The 23,387-nt window shown below is 72.8% G+C and carries 22 protein-coding genes; 6 read left to right on the top strand and 16 right to left on the bottom strand.

Annotation, left to right across the window (positions count from 1 at the left end; genetic code table 11):
* Positions 1 to 4: 4 nt before the first annotated feature.
* The 3 genes from allB to DJ010_RS14300 are packed head-to-tail and all read left to right on the top strand — an operon-like array spanning position 5 to position 2,654.
* Complete coding sequence (allB, locus tag DJ010_RS14310) at positions 5 to 1,336, top strand: allantoinase AllB (RefSeq protein WP_109695154.1); 1,332 nt, start codon at positions 5 to 7, stop codon at positions 1,334 to 1,336.
* Positions 1,333 to 2,139: a MurR/RpiR family transcriptional regulator gene (locus DJ010_RS14305; protein WP_109694900.1), complete on the top strand. Its 807-nt coding sequence runs from the start codon at positions 1,333 to 1,335 to the stop codon at positions 2,137 to 2,139. Before allB ends, DJ010_RS14305 begins: the two co-directional genes overlap by 4 nt.
* Positions 2,139 to 2,654 (top strand): nucleoside deaminase, encoded by a 516-nt coding sequence (locus tag DJ010_RS14300; protein ID WP_109694898.1) that lies wholly within the window; start codon positions 2,139 to 2,141, stop codon positions 2,652 to 2,654. The genes DJ010_RS14305 and DJ010_RS14300 overlap by 1 nt, the downstream gene beginning before the upstream one ends.
* A 61-nt stretch (positions 2,655 to 2,715) precedes the next feature.
* Here DJ010_RS14300 and DJ010_RS14295 read toward each other — a convergent pair whose 3' ends face one another.
* Genes DJ010_RS14295 through DJ010_RS14280 form a run of 4 tightly spaced genes read right to left on the bottom strand, consistent with a single transcriptional unit; the run spans position 2,716 to position 8,084 of the window.
* On the bottom strand, positions 2,716 to 3,549 hold the full coding sequence (locus DJ010_RS14295; protein WP_245927566.1) for a thioesterase family protein: 834 nt from the start codon (positions 3,547 to 3,549) through the stop codon (positions 2,716 to 2,718).
* Positions 3,546 to 4,403, bottom strand: coding sequence for a xanthine dehydrogenase accessory protein XdhC (xdhC, locus tag DJ010_RS14290; RefSeq protein WP_245927565.1), 858 nt, complete (start codon positions 4,401 to 4,403; stop codon positions 3,546 to 3,548). The genes DJ010_RS14295 and xdhC overlap by 4 nt, the downstream gene beginning before the upstream one ends.
* A 1-nt stretch (position 4,404) precedes the next feature.
* Positions 4,405 to 6,705 carry a xanthine dehydrogenase molybdopterin binding subunit gene (gene xdhB / locus DJ010_RS14285; protein WP_109694896.1) on the bottom strand — a complete coding sequence of 767 codons (2,301 nt, stop codon included), beginning with the start codon at positions 6,703 to 6,705 and terminating at the stop codon, positions 4,405 to 4,407.
* On the bottom strand, positions 6,702 to 8,084 hold the full coding sequence (locus DJ010_RS14280) for a xanthine dehydrogenase small subunit (RefSeq protein ID WP_109694894.1): 1,383 nt from the start codon (positions 8,082 to 8,084) through the stop codon (positions 6,702 to 6,704). Before DJ010_RS14280 ends, xdhB begins: the two co-directional genes overlap by 4 nt.
* A 339-nt stretch (positions 8,085 to 8,423) precedes the next feature.
* Here DJ010_RS14280 and DJ010_RS14275 point away from each other — a divergent pair, with 339 nt between their 5' ends.
* Entirely contained in the window at positions 8,424 to 8,894 is a 471-nt protein-coding gene (locus DJ010_RS14275; RefSeq protein WP_109694892.1) for an SRPBCC family protein, read from the top strand.
* A 190-nt stretch (positions 8,895 to 9,084) separates the two neighbouring features.
* Here the strand turns inward: DJ010_RS14275 and DJ010_RS14270 are convergent, their stop codons facing one another.
* Complete coding sequence (locus DJ010_RS14270) at positions 9,085 to 9,642, bottom strand: RNA polymerase sigma factor (RefSeq protein ID WP_109695148.1); 558 nt, start codon at positions 9,640 to 9,642, stop codon at positions 9,085 to 9,087.
* A 31-nt stretch (positions 9,643 to 9,673) separates the two neighbouring features.
* Between DJ010_RS14270 and DJ010_RS22480 the strand changes: the two genes are divergently transcribed.
* A complete protein-coding gene (locus tag DJ010_RS22480) occupies positions 9,674 to 11,140 on the top strand; it encodes a serine/threonine-protein kinase (protein ID WP_211318797.1) in 1,467 nt (488 codons plus the stop codon).
* On the opposite strand, the gene DJ010_RS14260 is transcribed toward DJ010_RS22480, so the two are convergent.
* From DJ010_RS14260 to DJ010_RS14230, 7 genes are all read right to left on the bottom strand, one after another.
* Complete coding sequence (locus DJ010_RS14260; RefSeq protein WP_109694890.1) at positions 11,125 to 11,781, bottom strand: hypothetical protein; 657 nt, start codon at positions 11,779 to 11,781, stop codon at positions 11,125 to 11,127. The two genes, DJ010_RS22480 and DJ010_RS14260, sit on opposite strands and share 16 nt — an antisense overlap.
* A 34-nt stretch (positions 11,782 to 11,815) precedes the next feature.
* A complete protein-coding gene (locus tag DJ010_RS14255; protein ID WP_211318796.1) occupies positions 11,816 to 12,739 on the bottom strand; it encodes an EamA family transporter in 924 nt (307 codons plus the stop codon).
* Positions 12,740 to 12,888: 149 nt separating this feature from the next.
* Entirely contained in the window at positions 12,889 to 13,704 is an 816-nt protein-coding gene (locus DJ010_RS14250; protein ID WP_109694888.1) for a bifunctional allantoicase/(S)-ureidoglycine aminohydrolase, read from the bottom strand.
* A gap of 13 nt (positions 13,705 to 13,717) precedes the next feature.
* Positions 13,718 to 14,950 carry a DUF6986 family protein gene (locus tag DJ010_RS14245; protein WP_245927564.1) on the bottom strand — a complete coding sequence of 411 codons (1,233 nt, stop codon included), beginning with the start codon at positions 14,948 to 14,950 and terminating at the stop codon, positions 13,718 to 13,720.
* Complete coding sequence (locus tag DJ010_RS14240; protein WP_109694886.1) at positions 14,947 to 17,112, bottom strand: malate synthase G; 2,166 nt, start codon at positions 17,110 to 17,112, stop codon at positions 14,947 to 14,949. Before DJ010_RS14240 ends, DJ010_RS14245 begins: the two co-directional genes overlap by 4 nt.
* A gap of 96 nt (positions 17,113 to 17,208) precedes the next feature.
* A complete protein-coding gene (locus DJ010_RS14235) occupies positions 17,209 to 17,655 on the bottom strand; it encodes a PaaI family thioesterase (RefSeq protein WP_109694884.1) in 447 nt (148 codons plus the stop codon).
* Positions 17,652 to 19,112: a DHA2 family efflux MFS transporter permease subunit gene (locus tag DJ010_RS14230; protein ID WP_146207354.1), complete on the bottom strand. Its 1,461-nt coding sequence runs from the start codon at positions 19,110 to 19,112 to the stop codon at positions 17,652 to 17,654. The genes DJ010_RS14235 and DJ010_RS14230 overlap by 4 nt, the downstream gene beginning before the upstream one ends.
* An 82-nt stretch (positions 19,113 to 19,194) precedes the next feature.
* On the opposite strand from DJ010_RS14230, the gene DJ010_RS14225 reads away from it, so the two are divergent.
* Entirely contained in the window at positions 19,195 to 19,833 is a 639-nt protein-coding gene (locus DJ010_RS14225) for a winged helix-turn-helix transcriptional regulator (RefSeq protein ID WP_109694881.1), read from the top strand.
* Here DJ010_RS14225 and DJ010_RS14220 read toward each other — a convergent pair.
* From DJ010_RS14220 to DJ010_RS14205, 4 genes are read right to left on the bottom strand one after another with little or no spacing between them, the layout of a single operon-like run.
* Complete coding sequence (locus DJ010_RS14220) at positions 19,830 to 21,161, bottom strand: lanthionine synthetase LanC family protein (RefSeq protein ID WP_211318795.1); 1,332 nt, start codon at positions 21,159 to 21,161, stop codon at positions 19,830 to 19,832. The genes DJ010_RS14225 and DJ010_RS14220 overlap by 4 nt on opposite strands.
* Positions 21,158 to 21,622 (bottom strand): arsenate-mycothiol transferase ArsC, encoded by a 465-nt coding sequence (locus DJ010_RS14215; protein WP_109694879.1) that lies wholly within the window; start codon positions 21,620 to 21,622, stop codon positions 21,158 to 21,160. Before DJ010_RS14215 ends, DJ010_RS14220 begins: the two co-directional genes overlap by 4 nt.
* The gene (locus DJ010_RS14210) at positions 21,619 to 22,353 is read right to left on the bottom strand and encodes an aquaporin (protein ID WP_109694877.1); all 735 of its coding nucleotides are present in this window, start codon (positions 22,351 to 22,353) and stop codon (positions 21,619 to 21,621) included. The genes DJ010_RS14215 and DJ010_RS14210 overlap by 4 nt, the downstream gene beginning before the upstream one ends.
* A 4-nt stretch (positions 22,354 to 22,357) precedes the next feature.
* The gene (locus DJ010_RS14205; protein ID WP_245927562.1) at positions 22,358 to 23,269 is read right to left on the bottom strand and encodes a helix-turn-helix domain-containing GNAT family N-acetyltransferase; all 912 of its coding nucleotides are present in this window, start codon (positions 23,267 to 23,269) and stop codon (positions 22,358 to 22,360) included.
* Between the last annotated feature and the right edge of the window lie 118 nt (positions 23,270 to 23,387).

Here is a 23,387-nt window from a genome sequence, read left to right as displayed (position 1 = left end):
CGTGATGGACGTGGCGGTGGTCTCGGGCAGGCAGGTGCTGGTCGACGGGGAGCTCCGTCCGGCCACGCTGCTGGTCGAGGACGGCCGGATCGCCGAGATCCGCCCGTACGACGCCGACGCGGGCGGCTGGCAGGCCCCGGAGGCGTCGTACGTCCTGCCGGGGGTGGTCGACACCCACGTGCACGTGAATGAGCCCGGCCGCACCGAGTGGGAGGGGTTCGTGACCGCCACGCGCGCGGCCGCGCTCGGCGGGGTGACGACGCTGGTCGACATGCCGCTGAACTCGCTGCCGCCGACGACGACGGTCGAGGCGCTCGAGCTCAAGCGGGCCGCCGCCACCGACGAGCTCGCGATCGACGTCGGGTTCTGGGGCGGCGCCGTACCCGACAACCTGGGCCGGCTCGCGCCACTGTGGGAGGCCGGCGTGCTCGGCTTCAAGTGCTTCCTGGCACCGTCCGGGGTGGACGAGTTCCCGCCGCTCGACGCGGTGCAGCTGAAGGCGGCGTTGGCCGAGGTCGCCGCGCTCGACGGGCTGCTGATCGTGCACGCCGAGGACGCGGGCGAGCTGGAACGGGCGCCGCACCCGCCGAGCCCGGCGTACGCCGACTTCGTGCTCAGCCGTCCCGACGCCGCCGAGACCGAGGCGATCCGGCAGCTGGTCGACGGCGCGCGCGAGACCGGCTGCCGGGTGCACGTGCTGCACCTCGCGAGCGCCCGCGCCCTGGACCTCATCAAGAGCGCGCGCGACGAGGGGCTGCCGCTGACCGTCGAGACCTGCCCGCACTACCTCTGCTTCGCGGCCGAGCAGATCCCCGACGCCTCGCCGCAGTTCAAGTGCTGCCCGCCGATCCGCGACGAGGGCAACCGCACCGCGCTCTGGCAGGGCCTCACCGACGGCCTCATCGACGCGATCGTCAGCGACCACTCGCCCGCGACGGCCGAGGTCAAGCTCGCCGGCGGCGGCGACCTCCAGCAGGCCTGGGGCGGCGTCGCGGGGCTGCAGGTCGGCTTCACCGCGGTCGCGCACGAGGCCCGCGACCGCGGCATCGGCATCGCCGACGTCAGCCGCTGGATGTCGCGTCAGACCGCCGATCTCGTGGGGTTCACCCGGAAGGGACGGATCGAGGTCGGCGCCGACGCGGACCTCGCGGTCTACGACCCCACCACGGAGCTCGTCGTCGACGTCGACCGGCTCGCGCACCGCAACCCGATCTCGGCGTACGACGGACGGACGTTCCGCGGCTCGGTCACCCACACCACCTCCCGCGGGCGGCTGCTCGACCCCGATCGTCCCGACCACACGTGGGGACGCATGCTCAGGAGAGAGGCGCCATGAGGATCGACGAGCGGATCGCCGAACGCCACGACGGGCTCACCCCGCAGGAACGACGCGCGGCCGCGACCTTGCTCGAGCACCTCGACGACCTGGCGACCTACCGGGCCGCCGAGCTCGCCGAGCTCGCGGGCGTCAGCCGGGCGACGATGAGCCGGCTGTTCCGCAGCCTGGGGTTCGAGGACTTCGACGAGGTCCGCGAGCACCTCCGGGCACTGCGCAGCGCCGGCGAACCGCGCCGGATCGACGGCGCGCCCAACGCGGCGGCGCTCGCGACGATCGAGCAGGGCGCGATCCTGCGGGCGATCGAGCACCCACGGATCCCCGAGGTCGCCGGACTGGTCGCGATGGCGGAGAAGGTGCTCGTCGTCGGCTGGCGCAACAGCTACCCGGTCGCGCTGCACCTGCGCGAGCAGCTGGTGCAGGCACGCGACGACGTCCAGGTCGGACCGGTGCCCGGGCAGACGACCGGCGAGGAGGTCGTCGGGTTCGGACCGGCCGACGTGATCGTCGTCGTCGGCTTCCGGCGGCGGCCCAAGGGCTTCACGGACTTCCTGGGCGTCGCGCTGGCGACGGGTGCGACCGTCGTACTCATCGGCGACCCGACCGCGGTCGCGCATGCCTCCCAGGTGTCGATCTGGCTCGAGTGCCCGCTGCAGCACTCGCTGGCCTTCGACAGCTACGCCGCCCCGATGGCGCTGGTGAGCGTGCTCGCCGATGCCGTGCTGGGCGCCTGCGGACGGGCCGGCAGCCGGCGCGTGCGTGCGATCACGGAGGCCTACGAGCGGATGAGCGAGGTGGAGTGATGACGACCCTGGATGGACGGGATGGACGTGACGGACGGGACGGACCCGACGGGACCGAGAGCTGGCTGTCCCGCGCGGTCGAGCTCGCGACGGCCAACGTGGCGAGCGGCGGCGGTCCGTTCGGCGCCGTCATCGTGCGCGGCGACGAGCTGGTCTCGACCGGGCAGAACCGGGTCACCCGCGACCTCGATCCGACCGCGCACGCCGAGGTGGTCGCGATCCGTACGGCGTGCTCGGTGCTCGGCGACTTCAGCCTCGCCGGCTGCACCCTCTACACCTCCTGCGAGCCGTGCCCGCTCTGCATCTCCGCCGCCCTCTGGGCCCGGCTCGACCGGGTCGTCTACGCCGCCGACCGCCACGACGCCGCCCGCGGCGGCTTCGACGACCGTGAGTTCTACGAGCTCTTCGAGCGCCCCCGCGACGGCTGGGAGATGAAGGTCGAGGCGGGCTCGTCCGCCGACGACTTCGCCCCCTTCGCCGCGTGGCTCGCCAAGGAGGACCGGGTCAGCTACTGACCGACGCAACGGGGAATTTCGTCGCCACCCGCTCGAGTTCGCGACAATTTCCCCCGGTGCGTCAGCGGGGCAGCAGAGCGAGCTGGCGGGACTGGGCGACCAGCCGGTCGGCGGAGTCCCAGACCTCGCAGTCCTCCTCGAAGAACCCGCCGGCGATGTTGCGGGTGCGGTGACGCAGGCGCAGCCAGCCGGGCGCGGGCTTGGCGCGGACGTGGGCGGTCAGCTCGACGGTGGGCGCCCAGCCCATCATTCCGAGGTCGAAGGTCACCGGCGGCAGCGCGTCGACCGCCATCAGCAGCGACAGCGGGTCCGGCTCGCGCTCGTCGGCGAGGCGGAACCAGGCGCTGATCTGCCCGCGGCCGCTGGGCTTGCCGACCGCCCAGCCGACCTCGTCGGGGTGGAAGAGCATCTCGAACCGCTGGGTGAACGGCGCCATCTCCTTGATCTCGTCGGGCGCCAACGTGTTCGGCACGCACTGGTCGCGGGGCGGGAGGTCGACGGGCTCGGCCGTGGTGCGCACGTCGGACGGGAACGCGTCGAGGTCGCCGTACGTCGCCAGCACGCTCAGCCGCACGTCACTGTCCTGCTGCAGCTCGGCGGCGACGGTGGCGGTGCGGCCACCCACCCGCTGCGGACGTACGACGACCGTGGCGGGCCCGGCGACGGCCGGGGAGATGTAGTAGGCGCTGACCGCGACCGGGTCGGGGTGGTCGGGAAGCGCGGCTCGGATCGCGTTGCCGATCATGGAGAGCTGGTAGCCGCCGTTGAGGCCACCACCGACGCGCCAACGATCCGCCATCTCGCCGGCGAACCCGTCGCCGTCGGCCCAGACCGCGATGTCGTGGTCGAACTCCGAGGTGGATCCGGTCTCGTCCAGGGTCAGCTCGCTCGTCACCGTTCGAGCGTACTGACCGCCGCGCCCACCATCGCCAGGACCTCGACCGTGACGGAGACCGCAATCACCGCCGGTGCCTTGCCGGAGACGCCGGTCACGGCCGGGTCGCCGATCGGGGTGCGGACCCGGTCGACGACCTCCTGGGCGTGGCCCAGGTCGGCGAGCTTGGCCCGGAACCGGGTCCACTTCGCCGAGGAGCCGATCAGCCCGATCGTGCCCGGGACGTCGGAGCGGAGCAGCGCGTCCAGGAGCGCCAGGTCCTCGGCGTGGTCGTGGGTCAGGACGAGCACGTGGGTCCCGGGCGGGAGGTCGGCGACCACCAGCTCGGGCAGCACCGGCACCTGGTGCACGCGCACGTCCGCCGGCCCTGCCAGGACCGGAGCCAGCCGCTCCCCGTCCAGCTGGTCGGCACGCGAGTCGACCAGGTGCAGCTCGAGCGGGTGCCGGCTCAGCAGCAGCGCGATCTCGTAGCCGACGTGCCCCATGCCGAACACCGCGACAGCCGGTCGCACCGGGATCGGCTCGAGCAGCAGGGTCACGTCGCCGCCGCAGCACTGCACGCCGTGCTCGACCGGCACCTTGTCCGACAGCGTGTGCCGCTCGGTCACCGGCGCGGTGGCGCCGGTCAGGGCCAGCCCGCGCAGCAGGCCGCGCGCGCGTCGTACGGCCGCCTCCTCGAGGTTGCCGCCGCCCACGCTGCCCCAGGTGTGGTCGTCGCTGACGACCATCTTGGCGCCGGCCTCGCGCGGCGCGTGGCCGCGCACGTCGGTGACGGTCACCAGCACGCAGGGCGTACGACGCTCCCGGCACTCCTGCAGCGCCCGCAGCCAGTCCATCCCCGACCCGTCGGCCACCTCAGGCTCCTCGCGCCCGCTCGATCGCCCAGTAGACCGCCTCAGGCGTCGCCGGCGAGTCCAGCTCGACCGACGGCTTGGTGCCCCCGGTCCCTGAGCCTGTCGAAGGGGTCGAGACCCCGAACGCCGCCACCGCCTCCCGCAGCGCCTCGCGGACGGCGAAGGCGAGCATCAGCGGCGGCTCGCCGACGGCCTTGGACCCGTAGACCGCGCCGTCCTCGGTGGCCCGCTCGAGGAGCGCGACCCGAAGGTCGGTCGGCATCTCCGAGAGGCTGGGCAGCTTGTAGGTCGACGCCGCCTGGGTGGCCAGCCGGCCGCGGTGCGGGCCGTCGGAGGCGTCCCAGCGCAGGTCCTCGAGGGTCAGCCAGCCGACGCCCTGCACGAAGCCGCCCTCGATCTGGCCGATGTCCACCAGCGGGGACAGGCTGTCGCCGACGTCGTGGACGATGTCGACCCGGTCGACCCGGTAGGCACCGGTGAACCCGTCGACGGTGACCTCGGCCGCCGCGACGCCGTACGCGAAGTACTTGAACGGCGAGCCCTGCACCGCCGCCGCGTCCCAGGTCAGGCCCTCGGTCTTGTAGAAGCCGGCCGCCCAGAGCTGGATCCGGTCGAGGTAGGCGGTGCGCACGACGTCGTCCCACGGCGCCGCGGCGCCGAGCTTCTCGCGCACCGGCTCCAGCCGGGCGAGGATCTGCTCGCACGCGTCCTTGACCGCCGCCCCGTTGAGGTCGGCGCCCGAGCTGGCCGCGGTCGCCGAGGTGTTCGGCACCTTGTCGGTGCGCGTCGGCGCCAGCCGGACGCGTTCGATCGGCAGCCCGAGCGCGGTCGCCGCGACCTGGAGCATCTTGGTGTGCAGGCCCTGGCCCATCTCGGTGCCGCCGTGGTTGATGAGCACCGAGCCGTCCTTGTAGACGTGCACCAGCGCCCCGGCCTGGTTGAACGAGGTGAAGTTGAACGAGATGCCGAACTTCACCGGAGTGATCGCCAGACCCCGCTTGGAGTGGGGGTTCTCTGCGTTCGCGCGGTCGATCGCGGCGCGCCGTTCGGCGAAGTCGGAGGTGGTCAGCACCTGGTCCCACGCGAGCCCGAGCCGCTCGGCGTGCCGCACCGGCTGGCCGTACGGCGTCGCCTGGCCCTCCTCGTAGAAGTTGCGGCGTCGCAGCTCGGCCGGCTCGATGCCCAGCGACGGGGCGCACCGACCGAGGATGTCCTCGATCACGAGCATCCCCTGCGGCCCGCCGAACCCGCGGAACGCGGTCTGCGAGGTCTTGTGGGTCTTCGCGACCCGGCCGTCGACGCGGACGTGCGGGATCCAGTAGGCGTTGTCGATGTGGCACAGCGCCCGCGAGAGCACCGGCTCGGACAGGTCGAGGCTCCAGCCGCCGTCGGAGGTCAGCGTGGCCTCGAGCGCCTGCAGCCGACCGTCGTCGTCGAAGCCGACCTTCCACGACGCGTGGAAGCCGTGCCGCTTGCCGCTCATCGTCATGTCCTGCTGGCGGGTGAGCCGCACCCGCACCGGTCGCCCGGTCAGCCGCGCACCCAGCGCCGCCACCGCGGCGAACCCGTGCGGCTGCATCTCCTTGCCGCCGAAACCGCCGCCCATCCGCACGCACTGCACGGTGACCTGGTGGCTGGACAGCCCGAGCACGTGAGCGACGATCTCCTGGGTCTCGGTCGGGTGCTGGGTGCTCGACTGGATGAACACCTGGCCGTCGTCGTCGACCGTCGCCAGCGACGCGTGGGTCTCCAGGTAGAAGTGCTCCTGCCCGGCGAAGTCGAAGTCCCCCTCGAACACGTGCGCCGCGCCCGCGAGCCCGGCCCCCACGTCGCCGCGCTCCAGCCGCGGCTGCGCGCCCTGGAAGCTGCCCTGCTCGATGGCCTCGACCACGGTGATGATCGAGGGCAGCGGCTCGTAGTCGACCTCGACCGCCGCCGCGCCGATCCGCGCCGCCTCGAGCGACTCGCCGAGCACCCACGCGACTGCGTGGCCGTGGAACATCACCTCGGTCGGGAACAGCGGCTCGTCGTGCTTCGTGCCGGCGTCGTTCACGCCGGGCACGTCGTCGCCGGTCAGCACCCGGACCACGCCCGGCACGTCGTAGGCGGGCTTGGGGTCGAGGCGAGTGACGCGCGCGTGCGCGTGCGGTGCGTTGACCGGGTGGGCGTGCAGCAGGTGCGGGGTGCGCAGGGCGACGTCGTCGGTGTAGAGCGCCCGGCCGGTGACGTGGAGGGCGGCGGACTCGTGGGGCCGGGCCGCGCCGACCTCGGCGGTCGTGGGGCGTTCGGAGAGCCGGCTCATGCGACCGCCTCCTCGTGGAAGAGGCGGCGCAACGCCTGACCGAGCATCGCCCGCCGGAACGCGGCGCTGGCACGATGGTCGTCGATCGGGGTGCCGGCCGACGCGAGCGCGTCGGCGGCGCGGTGCACGGTCGCCTCGTCCCACGCCCGTCCGGCGAGCAGCTGCTCCGCCTCGGTCGCACGGACCGGCGTGGCCGCGACGCCGCCGAGCCCGATCGCGGCGCGTTCGACCCGGCCGTCGGCCACGTCGATGGCGAACGCGACCGCTACCGACGAGATGTCGTCGAAGCGGCGCTTGGCGATCTTGTGGAACGCCGTGATGCTCGCGAGCGGCAGTGGGACCCGCACCCGGGCGATCAGCTCGCCGGGCTGCAGCACGGTCTCGCGGTAGCCGGTGAAGTAGTCGACCAGCGGCACCGTCCGCTCCCCCGCTGCCGAGACCAGCACCAGCGAGGCGTCGAGCGCGAGCAGCGCGGGCGGCAGGTCGCCGATCGGCGAGGCGGTGCCGAGGTTGCCGCCGATCGTGGCGCCGTTGCGGATCAGCCGCGACGCGAACTGCGGGAAGACGTCGTCGAGCAGCGGTACGGCGCCGTCGAGCCGGCGCTCGATCTCCGTCAGCGTCAGTCCGGCCCCGAGGTCGACGTACGACGTGCCGACCTCGAACGCCCGGAGCTCCGGCAGGTGGTCGATCGCGACGAGCAGCCCGGGCCGGGAGCCGCGCAGGTTGTTCTCGACCCCGAGGTCGGTCGCGCCGGCGAGCGGCACGGCGTCCGGCTCGGCGAGCAGCGTCAGCGCCTCCGCGAGCGTGTCGGGGCGGGCGTAGCCGGGCACCCGGACCGGTGGCGGCGTGGGCGGCGGCGCGGTCGTGCGGAACGCGAGGTGGTCGCCCTCCGCGGGCGCCCCGAGCGCCTCAGCCGCCTCGACGATCGGCCGGTAACCGGTGCAGCGGCAGAGGTTGCCGGACAGGGCGTGGTGGTCGAAGACGCCGTTCTCGCAGCGGGCGGGCCGGTAGAACTCGGCAGCCATGCTGCAGACGAAGCCCGGGGTGCAGTAGCCGCACTGCGAACCGCCCCGGACGGCCAGCTCCTGCTGCACGGGGTGGAGTGCGTCCGGCGTACCGAGTCCCTCCGCCGTGACGACCTCCTGGCCTGCGAGCGCGGCGGCCGGGACCAGGCAGGCGTTGATGGCGGTCCACTCGGTCGGCGCGTCGACGCCGGCCCGGGCGATCAGCACCGAGCACGCTCCGCACTCCCCCTCGGCGCAGCCCTCCTTGGCGCCGGTCAGACCGATGCCGCGCAGCCAGTCGAGGGCGGTCGTGGGCGGCTCGGCGGCAGCGAGGCTGCGGGACTCACCGTTGACGGTGACCTGCGGCTGATCCATACGGTGAACCGTACGTCGCGCGGGCCGCCGAGACACCCGGTTAGGAGCGTCAGACGCCGGCCAACCGTCGGGTCCACCAGGCGAGCACCAGCTTGGCGTGCTGCACCCGCTCCGCCACCAGGTGACGGGCCCCCGTTGCTTCGTGCTTCCTTCGCATCGCGACCTCCTCGGGCCGTCCAGATACCCATTACGACGCTCGGGAGACCCGGAAAGTTGCACGGTCAGCGACCGCGCCGCTCGTTGCCCCTTCGGTAGTTGCCGGTCGCCGGAGTGTCCTACGACCTGCTAGCGTCCTCACAGATTGCGTCCGATCGGTCGCAAAGATGGTGAGGAGGCCCGATGACCATCCCCTACGAGCCGCTGCTCGAGGACCGCATCGACATCGCTGCGCCACCGGCCGCGGTCTGGGCCCTGGTCCACGACGTGCGCCGGATGTCGGAGTGGAGCCCTCAGGTCACCTCGACCCGCCTCCGCGCCGGCTTCGAGCGGTGCGAGCTCGGCGCCGAGTTCACCAACCGCAACCGCGAGGGCGAGCTCGAGTGGACCACCCACGGCACGGTCGTCCGGTTCGAGGAGGACCGCGCGCTGGCGTTCCGGATCGCCGAGAACTACGTCGTCTGGTCGTTCACCCTCGACCCCTCCCCCACCGGCACCCTCCTCACCCAGCGCCGCGAGACCCCCGACGGCCTCTCCGACCTCTCCCTGGAGTGGACCGACGCCTTCCTCGGCGGCCAGGTCGCCTTCACCGACCTGATCCGCACCGGCATGCGCCAGACCCTCGAACGGATCAAGGCCGCCGCCGAAGGCTGATCCCCACCACCGACGTCGAATCCCCCCTCGTGGTCAATCGATTCGTCTGTCGTGGCGTGTTGATTCCTGCCTGGTGGCGGGTTCATTCGTCCCGGGTGGTCCGCCCTGCGCCACGAGGGCGGACTCAACTGACCACGAGAGCGGATTCAACTGACCACGAGGGCGGAATCAACCGACCACGAGGGAGGAATCAGGCGTCGCCGCGGAGGAGGGGGCGGGCGAGCTTGCGGCCGTGATGGATCTGGGCCTTGATGGTGCCGAGGGGGACGCCGACGAGGGTGGCGATCTCGTCGTACGGCAGGCCGTAGACGTCGCGGAGCATCAGCGGCTCGACGTACTTCGGGTGGTCGCGCTCCAGCGTCTCCATCGCCTCGAGCAGGTCGAGGCGGGTGCCGGCGATGACGCTGGTGGTGCGGGGGTCGGGGCGCTCGAGCGGTGCGGTCTCGACCGGGACGGCCTGGTTCTTCAGGCGGCGGTACGTCGACCGGGCGGCGTTCACGGCCACGACGTGCATCCACGTGGTGAACCGGCTCTGACCGCCCCACGAGCCGATCTTGCCGGCGATGTTGATCAGCGCCTCCTGGCAGGCGTCCTCGGCGTCGGCCAGGTGCGGCAGGACGCCGCGGCACACGCGCAGCGCGCGCGGCTGCACCGCGGCGAGGAGGTCCTCGAGGGCGTCCCGGTCGCCCGACTGGGCGCGCCGCGCGAGGTCGTCGATCTCGTCGGCGGTCAGCCCCTCGGTGCTCATGAGGACCATAGGTACCACCCATAATGCTCGGGTGTCTGTTCCGGCCCGTCTCGGGCGCTACGTCGTGCGCCGCAGGATCGGCTCCGGCGCGTTCGCGACCGTCTGGCTCGCGTTCGACGAGCAGCTCGACTCGCCGGTCGCGGTGAAGGTGCTCGCGGAGAACTGGAGCGAGGACGACCACGTCCGCCGCCGGTTCCTCGAGGAGGGCCGGATGCTGCGCAAGGTGGAGTCGCCCCACGTCGTCACGGTGTACGACGCCGGCGAGCTCGACGACGGCCGTCCCTACCTGGTGATGACCTACGCCGACCAGGGCACGCTCGCCGACCGGCTCGAGGTCGACGGCCTGACCGCCGCCCAGGCGCTCGAGGTCATCCGCCAGGTCGGGCTGGGGCTCCAGGCCCTGCACACGCGGTCGATCCTGCACCGCGACGTGAAGCCGGCCAACGTGCTGTTCCGCACCGTCGACGGTCGGGTCCGCGCGATGGTCGCCGACCTCGGCCTCGGCAAGTCCCTCGACGTCTCGTCGCGGTTGTCGGTCATCGCCGGGACGCCGTCGTACGTCGCGCCGGAGCAGGCGCAGGGCGAGCCGCTCGACGCCCGGGCCGACCAGTACTCGCTGGCCGCGCTGACCTACCTGCTCCTCGCCGGGCGGCCGCCTTACCAGCACGCCTCGCTCGCCGCCGCCGCCGAGCCCGACCAGCCGCCGCCGCTGTCCAGCACCGAGCGACCGGTGCCGACCGCGGCAGAGGCGGTCGTGGTCCGCGGGCTGGCGGTCGACCGCGAGCAGCGCTGGCCCGACGTGGCGTCGTACGTCGAGGCGCTGACCTCGGCGCTCACGCCGCTGCCGCCCGACGACCGCCCGGCCGAGCCCTGGTTGCCGGTCGACCCCGACCTCACCCAGCCCGGGGCGCGGCCGAGCCTGGCGGGCACCGAGGAGCCGCTGCCCGACCCGCCCTCACCGCGCCACCGCTTGCGCCGGGGCGCCGCCGTCGGGCTCGCCGTCGCCGCGATCGCCGGCGGCGGCCTGGCCGGCTGGCTCGTGGCCGGGGCGGGAGGCGACGACTGGACCGAGGTGCAGGACGACACCGGCTCGCTCGGCGTGAGCGTCCCCGCCGACTGGGACCGGGCGGTGGCGGCGGACGGCTGGCGACCGCCGGAGGCCGAGCGCGACTACCCGGCGCTCTCGGTCGGGACCTCCCGTGACTGGACCGAGGACCCCGACGGGCACGGGGTCTTCCTCGGCCTGCTCGCGGGCTCCGACCTCCCCGAGCAGGTGCCTCAGCACCCCGAGTGCGGCGAGCCCGGAGACCCGGTGACGGACAGCTCCGACGACGGGCCGGCGATCACGGTCGTCTACCCCGACTGCCCCGGCGGGATCGTCGTCGAGCGCGCGGTGCAGGTGACGGACGACCAGCTGCTGTGGGTGCAGGTGCGCAGCAGCGACACCGCGACCGCCAACCGGGTGCTCGACTCGGTGGCGGCCTACGGGTTCCGGTAGTCGGGTCCGACTCGCGCCGAGTCGCTGATCCGCCGGATCAGGTCGGTCATCCCGGCGCGGTCGACCTCACGCCCGACGAGTCCGATCGAGGCGAACACGACGTCCGCGCCGGGCTGCGTCACGAAGGTCTCCATCGTCACCCGACGGTGGCCCTCGCTGACGTAGTTGGCGACGAACCTGTCGGTGTCCTGGGACTCCAGGTGGAAGTCCCTGACGCCCTGCGCGTCGGCGAGCGCCTCGATCCGCGACTCGACCATCCCCTCGACGCCCCCGTGCTGGTTGCCGATCAGCCGGACGCGGAGGAAGTAGGTGTTGAGGACGTCGCCCGGCGGCGGGTGCCACTTCCACTCGCTCGCCGACGACTCGGTCCGGATCCACTCCCCCGGGACCTCCAGCCGCAGGTCGAAGGGCTTCGACCCGACGATCTCCACGCGCATCGGGAGGCTCGCCAGGAGCGGTGGGAAGTCCGGGTCGGGCAGGAGGTCGAGCGGCTCGACGGGATAGCTCGGCGAGACCGCGACGACAGGAGCCGGACCGTCGTACGACGTAGCGTCGCCGTCCCGCTCGGAACGGATCAGGTAGCCGCCGGTGGCCGCACTGGCCACCAGGAGGCCCACGAGACCCACCGCCCACACCCGCATGCAGGAACCGTAGCGGCCGAGCCCGACAGGTTGTTCAGACCGGGTCGAGCTCGCGCTCGTCGGCAGGTCGGCGCGGTCGCTCGACCGTGATGACGATCGCGACCGACGCGACGATGACCAGGCCACCGGTGATGACGGCGCTGGTGATCGCCTCCTCGAGGATCAGCCAGCCGAGGAAGACCGCGACGACCGGGTTGACGTAGGCGTAGGTCGAGACCAGGCCGATCGGCGCGTTCGACAGCACCCACACGTAGGCGCTGAACGCCAGCGTCGAGCCGATCACCACCAGGTAGGCCCAGGCCAGCCAGGTGCGTCCGTCGTACTCCAGCGGCGCGTAGTGCTCGCCGCGGACCAGGCCGACCGTGATCATCAGGACGCCGCCGGTCCACATCTCGTGGACGGCCAGCACGAACGGGTTCTCGGGCAGCGTCAGCCGGGGTTGCACCCAGGACCCGAACGCCCAGAAGCCGCTCGCCATCAGGACGATGAGCGCACCGGCGACCGGGACGTCGCCCTGGTCGCGGCCGCCCAGCACCAACCACGCGAGACCTCCGAAGCCGAGCAGGACACCCAGCACCGACCAGGTCCGCGGCCGGTCGCCCGAGGCGATCCGGTAGACCGTGACGAACAGCGGGACGGCCGCCACGAGGAGTGCGGCGACACCGCTGGGCGTGCCCATCTCCTCGCCGATGGCGACCATCCCGTTGCCGAGGAAGGGCAGCAGCAGCCCCAGCACCGCCGCGCCGGCCAGCTGCGCGCGGCTGACCCGGAGGTCGACGCCGCGAAGAGCCAGCAGCCCGCCCAGGAGCAGCCCGGCGGCGACGAACCGGGTGCCCATGCCGACCAGCGGCGGCATCTCCTCGACGACGATGCGGATGCCGAGGTAGGTCGAGCCCCAGACGACGTAGACGATCAGGAGCGCGACGACGACCAACCCGGCCCGTGCTCGTGTGTCCATCAGCTGCCGCCTCCTGTCCGGTCGGGACCCTATGGGGGCGCAACGACAGCGGGCGACGGCTTTGTTGCCGGGCTGCGCGGGGGTGGCGGGGACTCGACGGAATCTGGCAGTTCTTCGCGCCGACGCGCCGCGCCGTCCTCGGACGGGAGCTAGAGGGTCAGCCCCACGTGGCGGTTGACGTCCTTGTAGAGCAGGTACCGGAACTGCCCCGGGCCGCCGGCGTAGCAGGCCTGCGGGCAGAACGCGCGCAGCCACATGAAGTCACCGGCCTCGACCTCGACCCAGTCCTCGTTGAGGAGGTAGACGGCCTTGCCCTCCAGGACGTAGAGGCCGTGCTCCATGACGTGGGTCTCCGGGAACGGGATGGCGCCGCCGGGCTCGAAGGTGACGATGTTGACGTGCATGTCGTGGCGCAGGTCGGCCTGGTCGACGAACCGCGTCGTCGCCCACGCCCCGTCGGTGTCGGGCATCGGGATCGCGTCGACGTCCTGCTCGCGGGTGACGAACGGCTCCGGCACGTCGATGCCGTCGACGCGCTGGTAGGCCTTGCGGATCCAGTGGAAAGTGGCGGTCGCGTCGCTGTGGTTGCGCAGTGCCCAGGGCGTCGCCGGCGGGAGGTAGACGTAGGACCCGGGGCCCAACGCGTGCTCCGTCCCGTCGAGGTTCAACGTCAGCGACCCGTCGACGACGAACAGCACCGCCTCGGCGTCGACCTCGTCCTCGACGTCGGTGTTGCCGCCGCCCGCCGCGACCTCGACGACGTACTGGCTGAACGTCTCCGCGAACCCCGAGAGCGGGCGCGCGAGCACCCACAGCCGGGTCTGCTCCCAGTGCGGCAGCCGCGAGGCGGTGATGTCGCTGAGGGTGCGGGCCGGGATGACGGCGTACGCCTCGGTGAACCGCGCCCGGTCGGTCGTGAGCGCGGACTGCGGCGGCAGTCCTCCTCGGGGGACGTGATAGCTCATCAGCTCTCCTGGTTCACCGCGTTGTGAGTTGTGTCAGCCGGTCCGACCCGAGACCCGCGCCCGCCTCGACCTCGGCCTCGTCGACGGCGCCGCTCTGCACGCCGCGCAGGACGTACGACGCCAGCGCCCGCGCCGTCGCCGGCTCGTCGGCGATGCCGCCCATGGTCTGTTGGGTGTAGGCGGCGAGCCGCTCGAGGGCGCTCGGCAGGGCATCGCGGTAGAAGGCGTACGTCGCGGCGAAGCGGGTCGGGAGCTGACCCGGGTGGAGGTCCCACCCCTGGTAGAAGCCGCGCTCGAGCGAGCGGCGCACCAGGCGGAGGTGGTTCTCCCACGCCGCGACGACCTCGCGCTCCCCGCCCACGGGAAGGATGTTCGTCGACCCGTCGCTCAGCCGGACGCCGGTGCCGGCGGCCGCCGCTTGCATCACCAGCTTCGCGTGGTCGGTCGCGGCGTGGTCGAGCGCCTGGTACTCCGCGGCGATCCCGCACGACGCGGAGTAGTCGTAGGTGCCGAAGTGGAGGCCGGTCAGCCGCTCGCCGCCGGCGTGCACCATCCGGGCGATCGGGGCGGTGCCGTCGGCGCCGATGATCGACTGCGGCGTCTCGACCTGGATCTCGAACCGCAGCTCCCCCTCGGCGAGGCCGAGGCCCTGCTCGAGCCGCGCGCAGGTCTCGACCATCGCCTCGACCTGCTCCACGCGGGTGACCTTGGGCAGCGTGACGACCCAGCCGTCGAGGTCGCCGTCGTGCTCGCGGAACGCCGACAGGAAGGCGGTCAGCGTGCGGATCGACCGCCGGCGCGTGGCCGCTTCGAAGCACTTGATGCGGATGCCTCCGAACGGCGCGGCCATCCGTGCCTGCTGGCTCTCCGCGAGCGCCCGAGCGGCCAGCACGACGTCCTCGTCCTCCTCGACGTCGCTCCTCCCGACGTAGCCGTCCTCGAAGTCGACCCGGAGGTCCTCGACCGGTTCGGTCGTCAGCTTGGCGCGGACGCGCGCGACGACGTCCGGATCGCCCACGAGCGCGTCGAAGGCCGGGGCGTGCTCGTCCAGCAGCCAGAGCGCCGCGGCGCCGTACGACGGCACCACGTGGGCGTCGTACCGGTCTGCCGGGACGTAGACGGTGTGCACCGGCTGGCGCCCGGGCCGCTCCCCCGGGTAGCCCGCCGCGAGCTCGGCGTCGGCGGTCGCCAGCAGCTCGTCGAGCCGCTGGACCACCCCGATCGCGAGGTCTTCAGGTGTCGTCACGCGGGCTCCGCCTTCTTCGCCCGCCGGCTGCGGTGCAGGATCGGTTCGGTGTAGCCGGACGGCTGCGAGCGGCCCTCGAGGACCAGCGCACGGGCGGCGCGGAACGCCTCGCCGTCGTACGACGGGCCCATCGGCCGGTAGCCCGGTCCGTCCTGCCGGGACTGCTGCTCGTCGACGACGTCGGCCATCCGGCGGAGCGCCTCCTCGACCTCCTCGAGGGTGACGATGCCGTGGTGCAGCCAGTTCGCGACGTGCTGGCTGGAGATCCGGCAGGTCGCGCGGTCCTCCATCAGCGCGGTGCCTCGGATGTCGGGCACCTTCGAGCAGCCGATGCCGTCGTCGATCCAGCGCTTCACGTAGCCGAGGATCCCCTGCAGGTTGTTGTCGAGCTCGGCCCGGCGATCGTCGGCCGACCACCGCGACTGCTCCGCAGGGTCGGCGATCGGCACCGTCAGCAGCTGCTCGAGCGTGGCGCGGCCGGTCGGTCGGGCTGCGAGCTCGCGCTGCCGCGCGGCCACGTCAACCTGGTGGTAGTGCAGCGCGTGCAGCGTCGCCGCCGTCGGCGACGGCACCCAGGCGCAGCTCGCACCGGCCTCGGGGTGGCCGACCTTCTGCTCGAGCATGGCGGCCATCTCGTCGGGCATCGCCCACATGCCCTTGCCGATCTGGGCCCGGCCGCGGAAGCCGCAGGCGAGGCCGATGTCGACGTTCCGGTCCTCGTAGGCATGGATCCAGGACTGGGCCTTCATGTCGCCCTTGCGCACCATCGGTCCGCCGAGCATGGAGGTGTGCAGCTCGTCCCCGGTGCGGTCGAGGAAGCCGGTGTTGATGAAGGCGACCCGGCCGCGGGCGGCGTGGATGCAGGCGGCGAGGTTGGCCGACGTCCGCCGCTCCTCGTCCATGATGCCGAGCTTGATGGCGCCGCGGTCGAGCCCGAGCAGGTCCTCCACCCGCGCGAACAGGTCGTTGGTGAACGCGACCTCGTCGGGGCCGTGCATCTTCGGCTTGACGGCGTACATCGACCCGGTGCGCGAGTTGCGCAGCGCCCCGCGACCCTGGAGGTCGGGCAGGCTGCAGAGCGCGGTCATCACGGCATCGAGGATCCCTTCGGGCACCTCCCGGCCGTCCGCGTCGAGGATCGCGTCCGTGGTCATCAGGTGCCCGACCTGGCGCACGAAGAGCAGCGAGCGGCCGGGGAGGACGACCGGGCCGGCCGGTCCGTCGTACTCGCGGTCGGGTGCGAGCGTCCTCGCGAACGACGTGCCGTCCTTGGTGACCTGCACGCTGAGCGTGCCCTGGTTGAGGGAGAGCCAGTTGCGGTAGGCCGCGACCTTGTCGGCGGTGTCGACGGCGGCGACCGAGTCCTCGAGGTCCATGATCGTGGAGACCGCCGCCTCGACCAGCAGGTCCTTCACCCCGGCGGCGTCGTCCCTGCCGATCGGGTGGTCGCGGTCGACCTGGATCTCCACGTGCAGCCCGTGGTGCTCCAGCAGCACGCCCTCGGGTGCGGCCAGGTCGCCGCGCCACCCGACCAGCTGCGACGGGTCGGCCAGCGTCGGCGTCAGCGCCCCGCCCTGGATCGCGTAGCCGGTCACGTCGGCGTGGCTGCCGTCGGCGAGCGGGAAGTGGGCGTCGAGGAACGCGCGGGCGCGGGCGACGACCCGGGCGCCGCGGCGCGGGTTGTAGGACGTGCCGCGCTCGCAGCCGTCGTCCTCCGGCAGCACGTCGGTGCCGTAGAGCGCGTCGTAGAGCGAGCCCCACCGGGCGTTGGCGGCGTTGGCGGCGAACCGCGCGTTGAGCACGGGTACGACGAGCTGCGGGCCGGCCTGGACGGCGACCTCGTCGTCGACGTCGCGGGTCTCGATCTCGAACGGCTCGGGCTCCTCGACGAGGTAGCCGATCTCGCGGAGCATCCGCAGGTAGGCCGGCTGGTCACGGACCGGGCCGGGGTTGCTGGTGTGCCACTCGTCCAGCTGACGTTGCAGCTCCTCGCGACGCTCGAGCAGCGCGCGGTTGCGCGGCGTCAGCTCGGCGAGGATCGCCGCCACCCCGCTCCAGAAGGCGCCCTCCTCGAGGCCCGATCCCGGCAGCGCCTCGTCCCGCACGAACGCGTGCAGCTCGTCGGCGACCTGGAGCCCTTCGACCTCGATCCGCTGCGGCATCTGGACAGACTAGGAGGTCGGTCGAGATGCCGCGCGGTTCTGGTGCTCGAGCCCCACCGCTGGTCGAGCCCCGCCGCTGGTCGAGCCTGTCGAGACCTAGAGGATCAGGCAGGTCGTCGTGCCGTGCGCGATCAGCCGGCCCTCGGCGTCGTACAGCTTGCCCTCGGCGGTGCTCTGCCGCCGGCCGCGGTGGACGACGGTGCCGGTCGCCCGGACCTTTCCCATGCCGGGCTGCATCGCCCGCAGGTAGTGGAGGTTGAGCTGGGCGGTCGTGTAGCCCTGCCCGGGCTCGAGCGTCGTGTGCACCGCGCAGCCCATGCAGGAGTCGAGCAGGGTCGCAGCGATGCCGCCGTGCACGGAGCCGATCGGGTTCATCATCCGCTCGTCCGGCGTCATCTCGAACACGGCGAGACCCTCGTCGACCTCCACCGGCGCCATGCCCAGCAGCAGGGCGATGGTCGGCGGGGGCAGCTCCCCGGCGGCGACGGCGCGCATGGTCTCGAGCCCGGTCATGCGGGCCAGGTCTTCTCCGGTGAGGGTCATGCGGCTTCTCCGATCGGTGCGACGGCAGGCTCCAGAGTGGGAGCGGGGGCGGGGGCACGGGCGGCGCGTGGCAGCGCCAGCGCTGCGGCGGAGGTCAGCACGCCGCAGACCACGAGCATCCACCAGACCTCGTGGAAGGCGTCGAGAACGGTCGCCGGCGTGACCGACCCCAGCAGCGCAACGGTCAGCGCGACCCCGAACGTCGCGCCGAGCTGCCGGGTGGCCTGGTTGACCGCGGACCCGGCGGCGAGCTGGTCGGCGGGCAGGCCCTGGACGGCGGCGCTGGTCAGGTGCGGGATCACCAGCGCGACGCCGAGGCCGGCGAGCAGCGCGCCCGGCAGCATCTGGCTGGCGTAGTGGGGCGTCACCTCGACCTGGCTGATCAGCCAGACGCCGGACGCGGCGTAGACGAGGCCGCCCGGCACCAGCAGCGTCCGTTGCCCGACCCGGCCGGCGAGCCGGCCGAAGTACGGCGCCAGCACCATCACGACCACCGGGCCCGGCATCATCGCCACGCCGGTCTTCACGATGCTGTAGCCCCACACCTCGGTCAGGAAGATGACCTGGGCGAAGAACATGGCGGTGAAGCCGATCGTGAAGGCCGCGGTCGCGATGTTGGCCCACCTGAAGGACCGCGCTCCGAAGAGCGTCAGGTCGAGCGCAGGGTGCGGGTGGCGGAGGGTGCGGACGACGAAGACCGCGAGGACGACCAGCCCGGCCACCAACGCACCGATGGTCCGCGCCGAGACCCACTCCCACTGGTCGCTCTGCACGATGCCGAGCGCGAGCAGGCTGAGCGCGCCGGTCAGCAGCAGGATCCCCACCGGGTCCGGGAACCGGGTCCGCGCGACCTCGCGCGACTCCGGCACCGCGCGGGCCGCGAGCACCAGCGCCAGCGCGCCCACCGGCAGGTTGACGAGGAACACCGCGCGCCAGCCCCACCCGTCGACGAGGAGGCCGCCGATCGTCGGGCCGATCGCGGCGGCGAGGGCGGCGATCGCGCCCCAGATGGCGACGGCGGCCGGCACCTTGGACGTCGGGAAGACCGACAGCACGATCGCCAGCGACGCCGGCACCAGCGCCGCCGCGCCGACCGCCTGCAGCACGCGGAAGAGCACCAGCAGCGCCGGCGTGGTGGCGACCGCGCAGAGCAACGACGCCAGGGTGAAGGCGACCAGCCCGGCCAGGAACGTCCGCTTCCGCCCGAACCGGTCGGCCATCCGGCCCGCCGGGACGAGCAGCGCGGCGAGCGCGATCGTGTAGGCCGACAGCGTCCACGACATGGCCGCGAACGACACCTCCGGGAAAGAGGCGCGCATGTCGTCGAACGCGACGAACAGCACCTGGGTGTCGAGGAAGACCATGAACGACGCGAGCGAGGCGATGCCGAGGACGGCGTACGGCTGCACCGCTGGGGGCGGGTCGACCGGTGGCGCGTCGGGAGGGACGGAGGACATGGCGAGCACCCTAGCGACGACCGGTTTATAAAAACAACCACTTAGTTTCAAATCACAAGCACTTGCACAGTAGAATGGCGCCGTGCCCACGAAGAGCTACGAGCAGTACTGCACGATCGCGACCGCGCTCGACATGGTCGGCGACCGGTGGGCGCTGCTGGTGCTGCGCGAGCTCTCCTTCGGCGAGCGGCGGTTCACCGACCTCAAGGCCGGCCTCCCCGGCATCGCCACCAACCTGCTGACCGACCGGCTGCGGTCGCTGGAGGAGCACGGGCTGGTCGAGAAGCGCGAGCTCCCCGCGCCCGCGGCGCGCACGGTCTACGGCCTGACCCGCGCCGGCACCCGGATCCGCCCGGTGCTGCGCGAGATCGCGCGGTTCGGGATGCCCTACCTGGCGACGGCCGAGGAGGGCGAGGTCCGCCCGCTGATGGCGGTGTACGGCGGCGCCGGCGCACTCTTCGACCCCGTGGCTGCCGCGGGGATCGACCTCCGCGTGCGGTTCGTGCTCGACGGGGAGGAGCACTGGCTCGAGCTCCGGGACGGCCGGCTGCGTCGCGCCGACACCTCCCAGTCGCCGGACCTCACGATCACCGGCAGCGCTGCTGCGCTCTTCGAGCTGAGCCGCGGCACCGACCCCCGAGCCCTGGCCGACCGACTGACGATCGAGGGCCCGGCGGCGGCTCGACGTACGTTCGCCCGCTGCTTCCCGCCGGTCGGCTAGGCCGGCCGCACCGCCCACCAGCTGTCCGTGCGCTGGACCGCGGACGCGTCCGGGCCCTCCTCGAGCACCCGTCCGAGCCGGAACAGGTAGGCCGCGATGCCGGCCGCGCCCTGCATCCACCCGACGCCCGGGTCCAGCAGCGGCTGCTCGGCCCGGTGCTCGACGAACTGCCACCAGCGGTGCTCGTCGTCGCCGCACGCCCTGGCGACGAGGGCGTCGCCCAGGATCCTCGCGAACCGGAGGTCCTCCTCGTCGCCGTACCGCTGCCAGCGGTCGAGGGCGAGGTCGCCGACGCCGGCCGTGCCGCAGCAGCGACCGTCGTTGTCCCAGAACCCGGGCTCCAGCCGCTCGGGCAGTCCGGACGACCGCACCGCCAACCAGGCCGCGGCGCCCCACGCGTGGGGCGAGCGGCCGGCGACGTCGTCGACGCCGGCGAGCTCCAGGGCGGGGAAGACCTGCGCGGTGCCGGCGGCGCCGTGGCACCAGCCGAAGGAGACCGGGTCGTCGCCACTGGGGAGCTGCGGCACGTAGCGGGGTACGACGAACGTCCCGTCGGCGTGCTCGCCGATCGCGACCAGCCGCTCCGCACCACCGCGGGCCGCGTCGCGCAGGTCGTGCCGGTCGAGGACGGCGCCGGCCACGGCGAGCGCGGCCGTGATCCCGGCCTGGCCGTGAGACCAGCCCGGCATCTCCGTCGGCGGCGTCTCGCGGAAGCGGCGCGGCACGAACAGCCAGCGGGGCCCGTGCTCGGTCTCCTCCGCCTCGCGCAGCAGGACGCCGGCCGCGCAGCTCGCGAGGTCCGCCGATCCCGGCACGCCGACGCGCAGCGCCCACACCGCGCCGAGGAGCACACCCGCGGTGCCGAGGGTGACGTCGTTGATGCGCGCGTCGTCGGAGTACGTCGGCGGGCCGGCCCAGGGCGTCGCCCAGCCGTCGCCGGTGGCCAGCTCGAGCAGCCGCGCGACGACCGCGTCGGCTCCTGGCTCTCCGAGTGCCAGCAGGACGGTCAGCGCACTGACCAACCCGTCGAAGTACGACACCTCCGTCTCCGTCGCCGTCCGCGCGCGGACCTGGCTCGCGATGCCGGCCGCCAGCTCGGCTTCCTCGCCGGTCCAGTCCCGACCGAGGCGGATCTCGGCGAGCACGAGCGCGAGTCCTCCGATGCCGCTGTGCAGCCCGGTCCGCAGCTCGGGCGGTTCGGTCGCGCGCGGACCGTCCAGCACCACCGACTCGGGGATCCACGGACCCTCGGAGTCCCACCGGACCTGCCGGAGGACCCAGCTCCAGGCTGCCTCGGCGCGCTGCACGTACGCCGCCGCGGACGTCAAGGCTGCTGGACCGAGTCGGGAGCGAGGAGCGACGGCGGCAGGGCTCGGCCGGGAGCGAGCTCGGCGACGAGAGCGCGGACACGGACGTCGAGGTCGGCGACGATGCGTCGGACCGTGGCGTCGTCCTGGCCCTTGGGGTCGTCGACGGGCCAGTCGACGTACTTCACACCCGGGACGTACGGGCACTCCTCGCCGCAGCCGAGCGTGATGGCGAGGTCGCTGGCGGCGATCATCTCCCGGGTGAGGTGCTTCGGAGCCTCACCCGAGGTGTCGAGGCCGAGGTCCTCGAGGACGCGGGCGACCTCCGGGTGGATCTGGTCGCCCGGATCCGTCCCGGCCGAGAGCGCGACGACGGCGTCGCCGGCGTAGTGCTGGGTCAGCAGGCGGGAGATGACCGAGCGGCCACCGTTCTTGCGACAGGCGAACACGACCTGCGGTCGCGCGGTAGGGGCGTTGCTCACGAGGCCTCCCGGTGGGGACGGTGGGGGACGACGGCGTCGCGGGCCGCGGCGGCGACGCCCGGGTAGAGGTAGACGACCAGGAGGAGACCGAGGGCTCCACCGACGACCTGGGCTGCGATGAACCCCGGCACGGAAGCAGGATCGATGCCCGCGAAGGTGTCGGAGAACATCCGGCCCACGGTCACCGCCGGGTTGGCGAAGGACGTCGACGACGTGAACCAGTAGGCGGCTCCGATGTAGGCGCCGACCGCAGGGGCGGCGAGGGCTCCGCGGTGGGTGCGGGCCAGCGCGAAGATCACCGCGACCAGGCCCGCCGTGGCGACGACCTCCCCGAGGAGCAGCGGGGCGCCCGTGCGCTCGGTGGTGGCGACCTCGGCGACACCGACGTCGAACATGAGGTTCGCGAGCACGGCGCCGAGGAAGCCGCCGACGGTCTGCGCAGCGGCGTAGGCGATCACCTCGCGGCCGACCAGGCCGGTGCCGGCCCGCCGACCGAGCAGCCAGTCCGCCGCGGACACCACCGGATTGAGGTGGGCACCGGAGACCGGGCCGAACAGGAGGATCAGGACGGTCAGGCCGAGGAACGTCGCCATGGAGTTCTGCAGGAGCTGGAGCCCGACGTCGTCGGGCGAGAGTCGCTGGGCGGCGATTCCGGAGCCGACGACGACCGTCACGAGCAGCCCGGTGCCGATCAGCTCCGCCGTCAGCCGGCGGTGGAGGTCCGGTCCCATCGGGTCAGTCGGTCGCACGGCGGCGCTCGAGCAGGACCGTGTCGCGCCACTCACCGCCGAGCTTGGCGATCCGCGGCCGCACGGCGAGCGTGCGGTAGCCGGCCGAGTGGTGCAGCGCGAGGGACGCGCGGTTCTCGGGGAAGATCGACGTCTGCAGGGTCCAGAGTCCGTTCGCGTCCGCCTCGTTGACCTGGCGGAACAACAGTGCCTTGCCGACACCCGCGCCCCGGGCGGGCTCGCTGACGTAGACGCTGGTCTCGCCGACGCCGGCGTAGCACTCCCGCTCCGAGACCGGGCTGACGGCGGTCCAGCCGACCAGCACGCCGTCGCGCTCAGCGACCCACCGGTGACCGGGCAGCCACTTCTCGGCCAGGTCGGCGAGCGAGGGCACCTCGGTCTCGAAGGTGGCATTGCGGGTGGCGATGCCCTCGGCGTAGATCTCGCGGACGATCGGCAGGTCGGCGTCGACCATCGCCCGCGTCGTGACGTCGGCGGGAAGGTCCTCAGGACAGCACGGCACCGCGCTCAACGAGCCCATCACGACGTCGGCCGCGTGCGGCAGCCCGGTGCAGCAGGTGGGGTTCACCGACACCATCGAGGTGCGGCCGACCTTGTCGACGACGACGAAGCCGACCTCGGCGAGCTTGCGCACGTGGTGGGAGCAGGTCGACTGGCTGATCCCGAGGGCCTCGGCGAGATCGCCGACGGTGATCGAGCCCCGGGGCGCACTCGCGACCCCGTGCAGGAGGCGCACCCGGGTCGCGTCGGACAACGTGGCGAACCACTCGGCGTACCGAGCAGCGGCGTCGGCCTCGAGCAGAGCTGACTGGGCCGCCGCTGCCGGCGCGCAGAGATCCTCCGCAGAGCCGGTGGCGACGGCGCCGGAAGGGGGGATCTGGAGCTCGGTCGTGGTCACGAGACGACTATACATCGAAGAACTTCGATGATTCACTTGCTTCCATCGAAGTTCTTCGATTATTGTCCGAGCATTCAATCTATCGAAGATCATCGATCTATTCGTCCGAGAGGAAACC

The organism is Nocardioides silvaticus, from assembly GCF_003160695.1.
Classification (GTDB): Bacteria; Actinomycetota; Actinomycetes; order Propionibacteriales; family Nocardioidaceae; genus Nocardioides; species Nocardioides silvaticus.
Note: the sequence above shows the minus strand (reverse complement) of the source record. Positions and strands in the feature narration are given on the sequence as shown.

Coding starts and splice junctions, on each gene's coding strand:
- allB (WP_109695154.1), top strand. CDS start 5: ATGGACGTGGCGGTGGTCTCGGGCAGGCAGGTGCTGGTCGACGGGGAG.
- DJ010_RS14305 (WP_109694900.1), top strand. CDS start 1,333: ATGAGGATCGACGAGCGGATCGCCGAACGCCACGACGGGCTCACCCCG.
- DJ010_RS14300 (WP_109694898.1), top strand. CDS start 2,139: ATGACGACCCTGGATGGACGGGATGGACGTGACGGACGGGACGGACCC.
- xdhB (WP_109694896.1), bottom strand. CDS start 6,705: ATGAGCCGGCTCTCCGAACGCCCCACGACCGCCGAGGTCGGCGCGGCC.
- DJ010_RS14280 (WP_109694894.1), bottom strand. CDS start 8,084: ATGGATCAGCCGCAGGTCACCGTCAACGGTGAGTCCCGCAGCCTCGCT.
- DJ010_RS14275 (WP_109694892.1), top strand. CDS start 8,424: ATGACCATCCCCTACGAGCCGCTGCTCGAGGACCGCATCGACATCGCT.
- DJ010_RS14270 (WP_109695148.1), bottom strand. CDS start 9,642: ATGAGCACCGAGGGGCTGACCGCCGACGAGATCGACGACCTCGCGCGG.
- DJ010_RS14260 (WP_109694890.1), bottom strand. CDS start 11,781: ATGCGGGTGTGGGCGGTGGGTCTCGTGGGCCTCCTGGTGGCCAGTGCG.
- DJ010_RS14255 (WP_211318796.1), bottom strand. CDS start 12,739: ATGGACACACGAGCACGGGCCGGGTTGGTCGTCGTCGCGCTCCTGATC.
- DJ010_RS14250 (WP_109694888.1), bottom strand. CDS start 13,704: ATGAGCTATCACGTCCCCCGAGGAGGACTGCCGCCGCAGTCCGCGCTC.
- DJ010_RS14240 (WP_109694886.1), bottom strand. CDS start 17,112: ATGCCGCAGCGGATCGAGGTCGAAGGGCTCCAGGTCGCCGACGAGCTG.
- DJ010_RS14235 (WP_109694884.1), bottom strand. CDS start 17,655: ATGACCCTCACCGGAGAAGACCTGGCCCGCATGACCGGGCTCGAGACC.
- DJ010_RS14230 (WP_146207354.1), bottom strand. CDS start 19,112: ATGTCCTCCGTCCCTCCCGACGCGCCACCGGTCGACCCGCCCCCAGCG.
- DJ010_RS14210 (WP_109694877.1), bottom strand. CDS start 22,353: ATGGGACCGGACCTCCACCGCCGGCTGACGGCGGAGCTGATCGGCACC.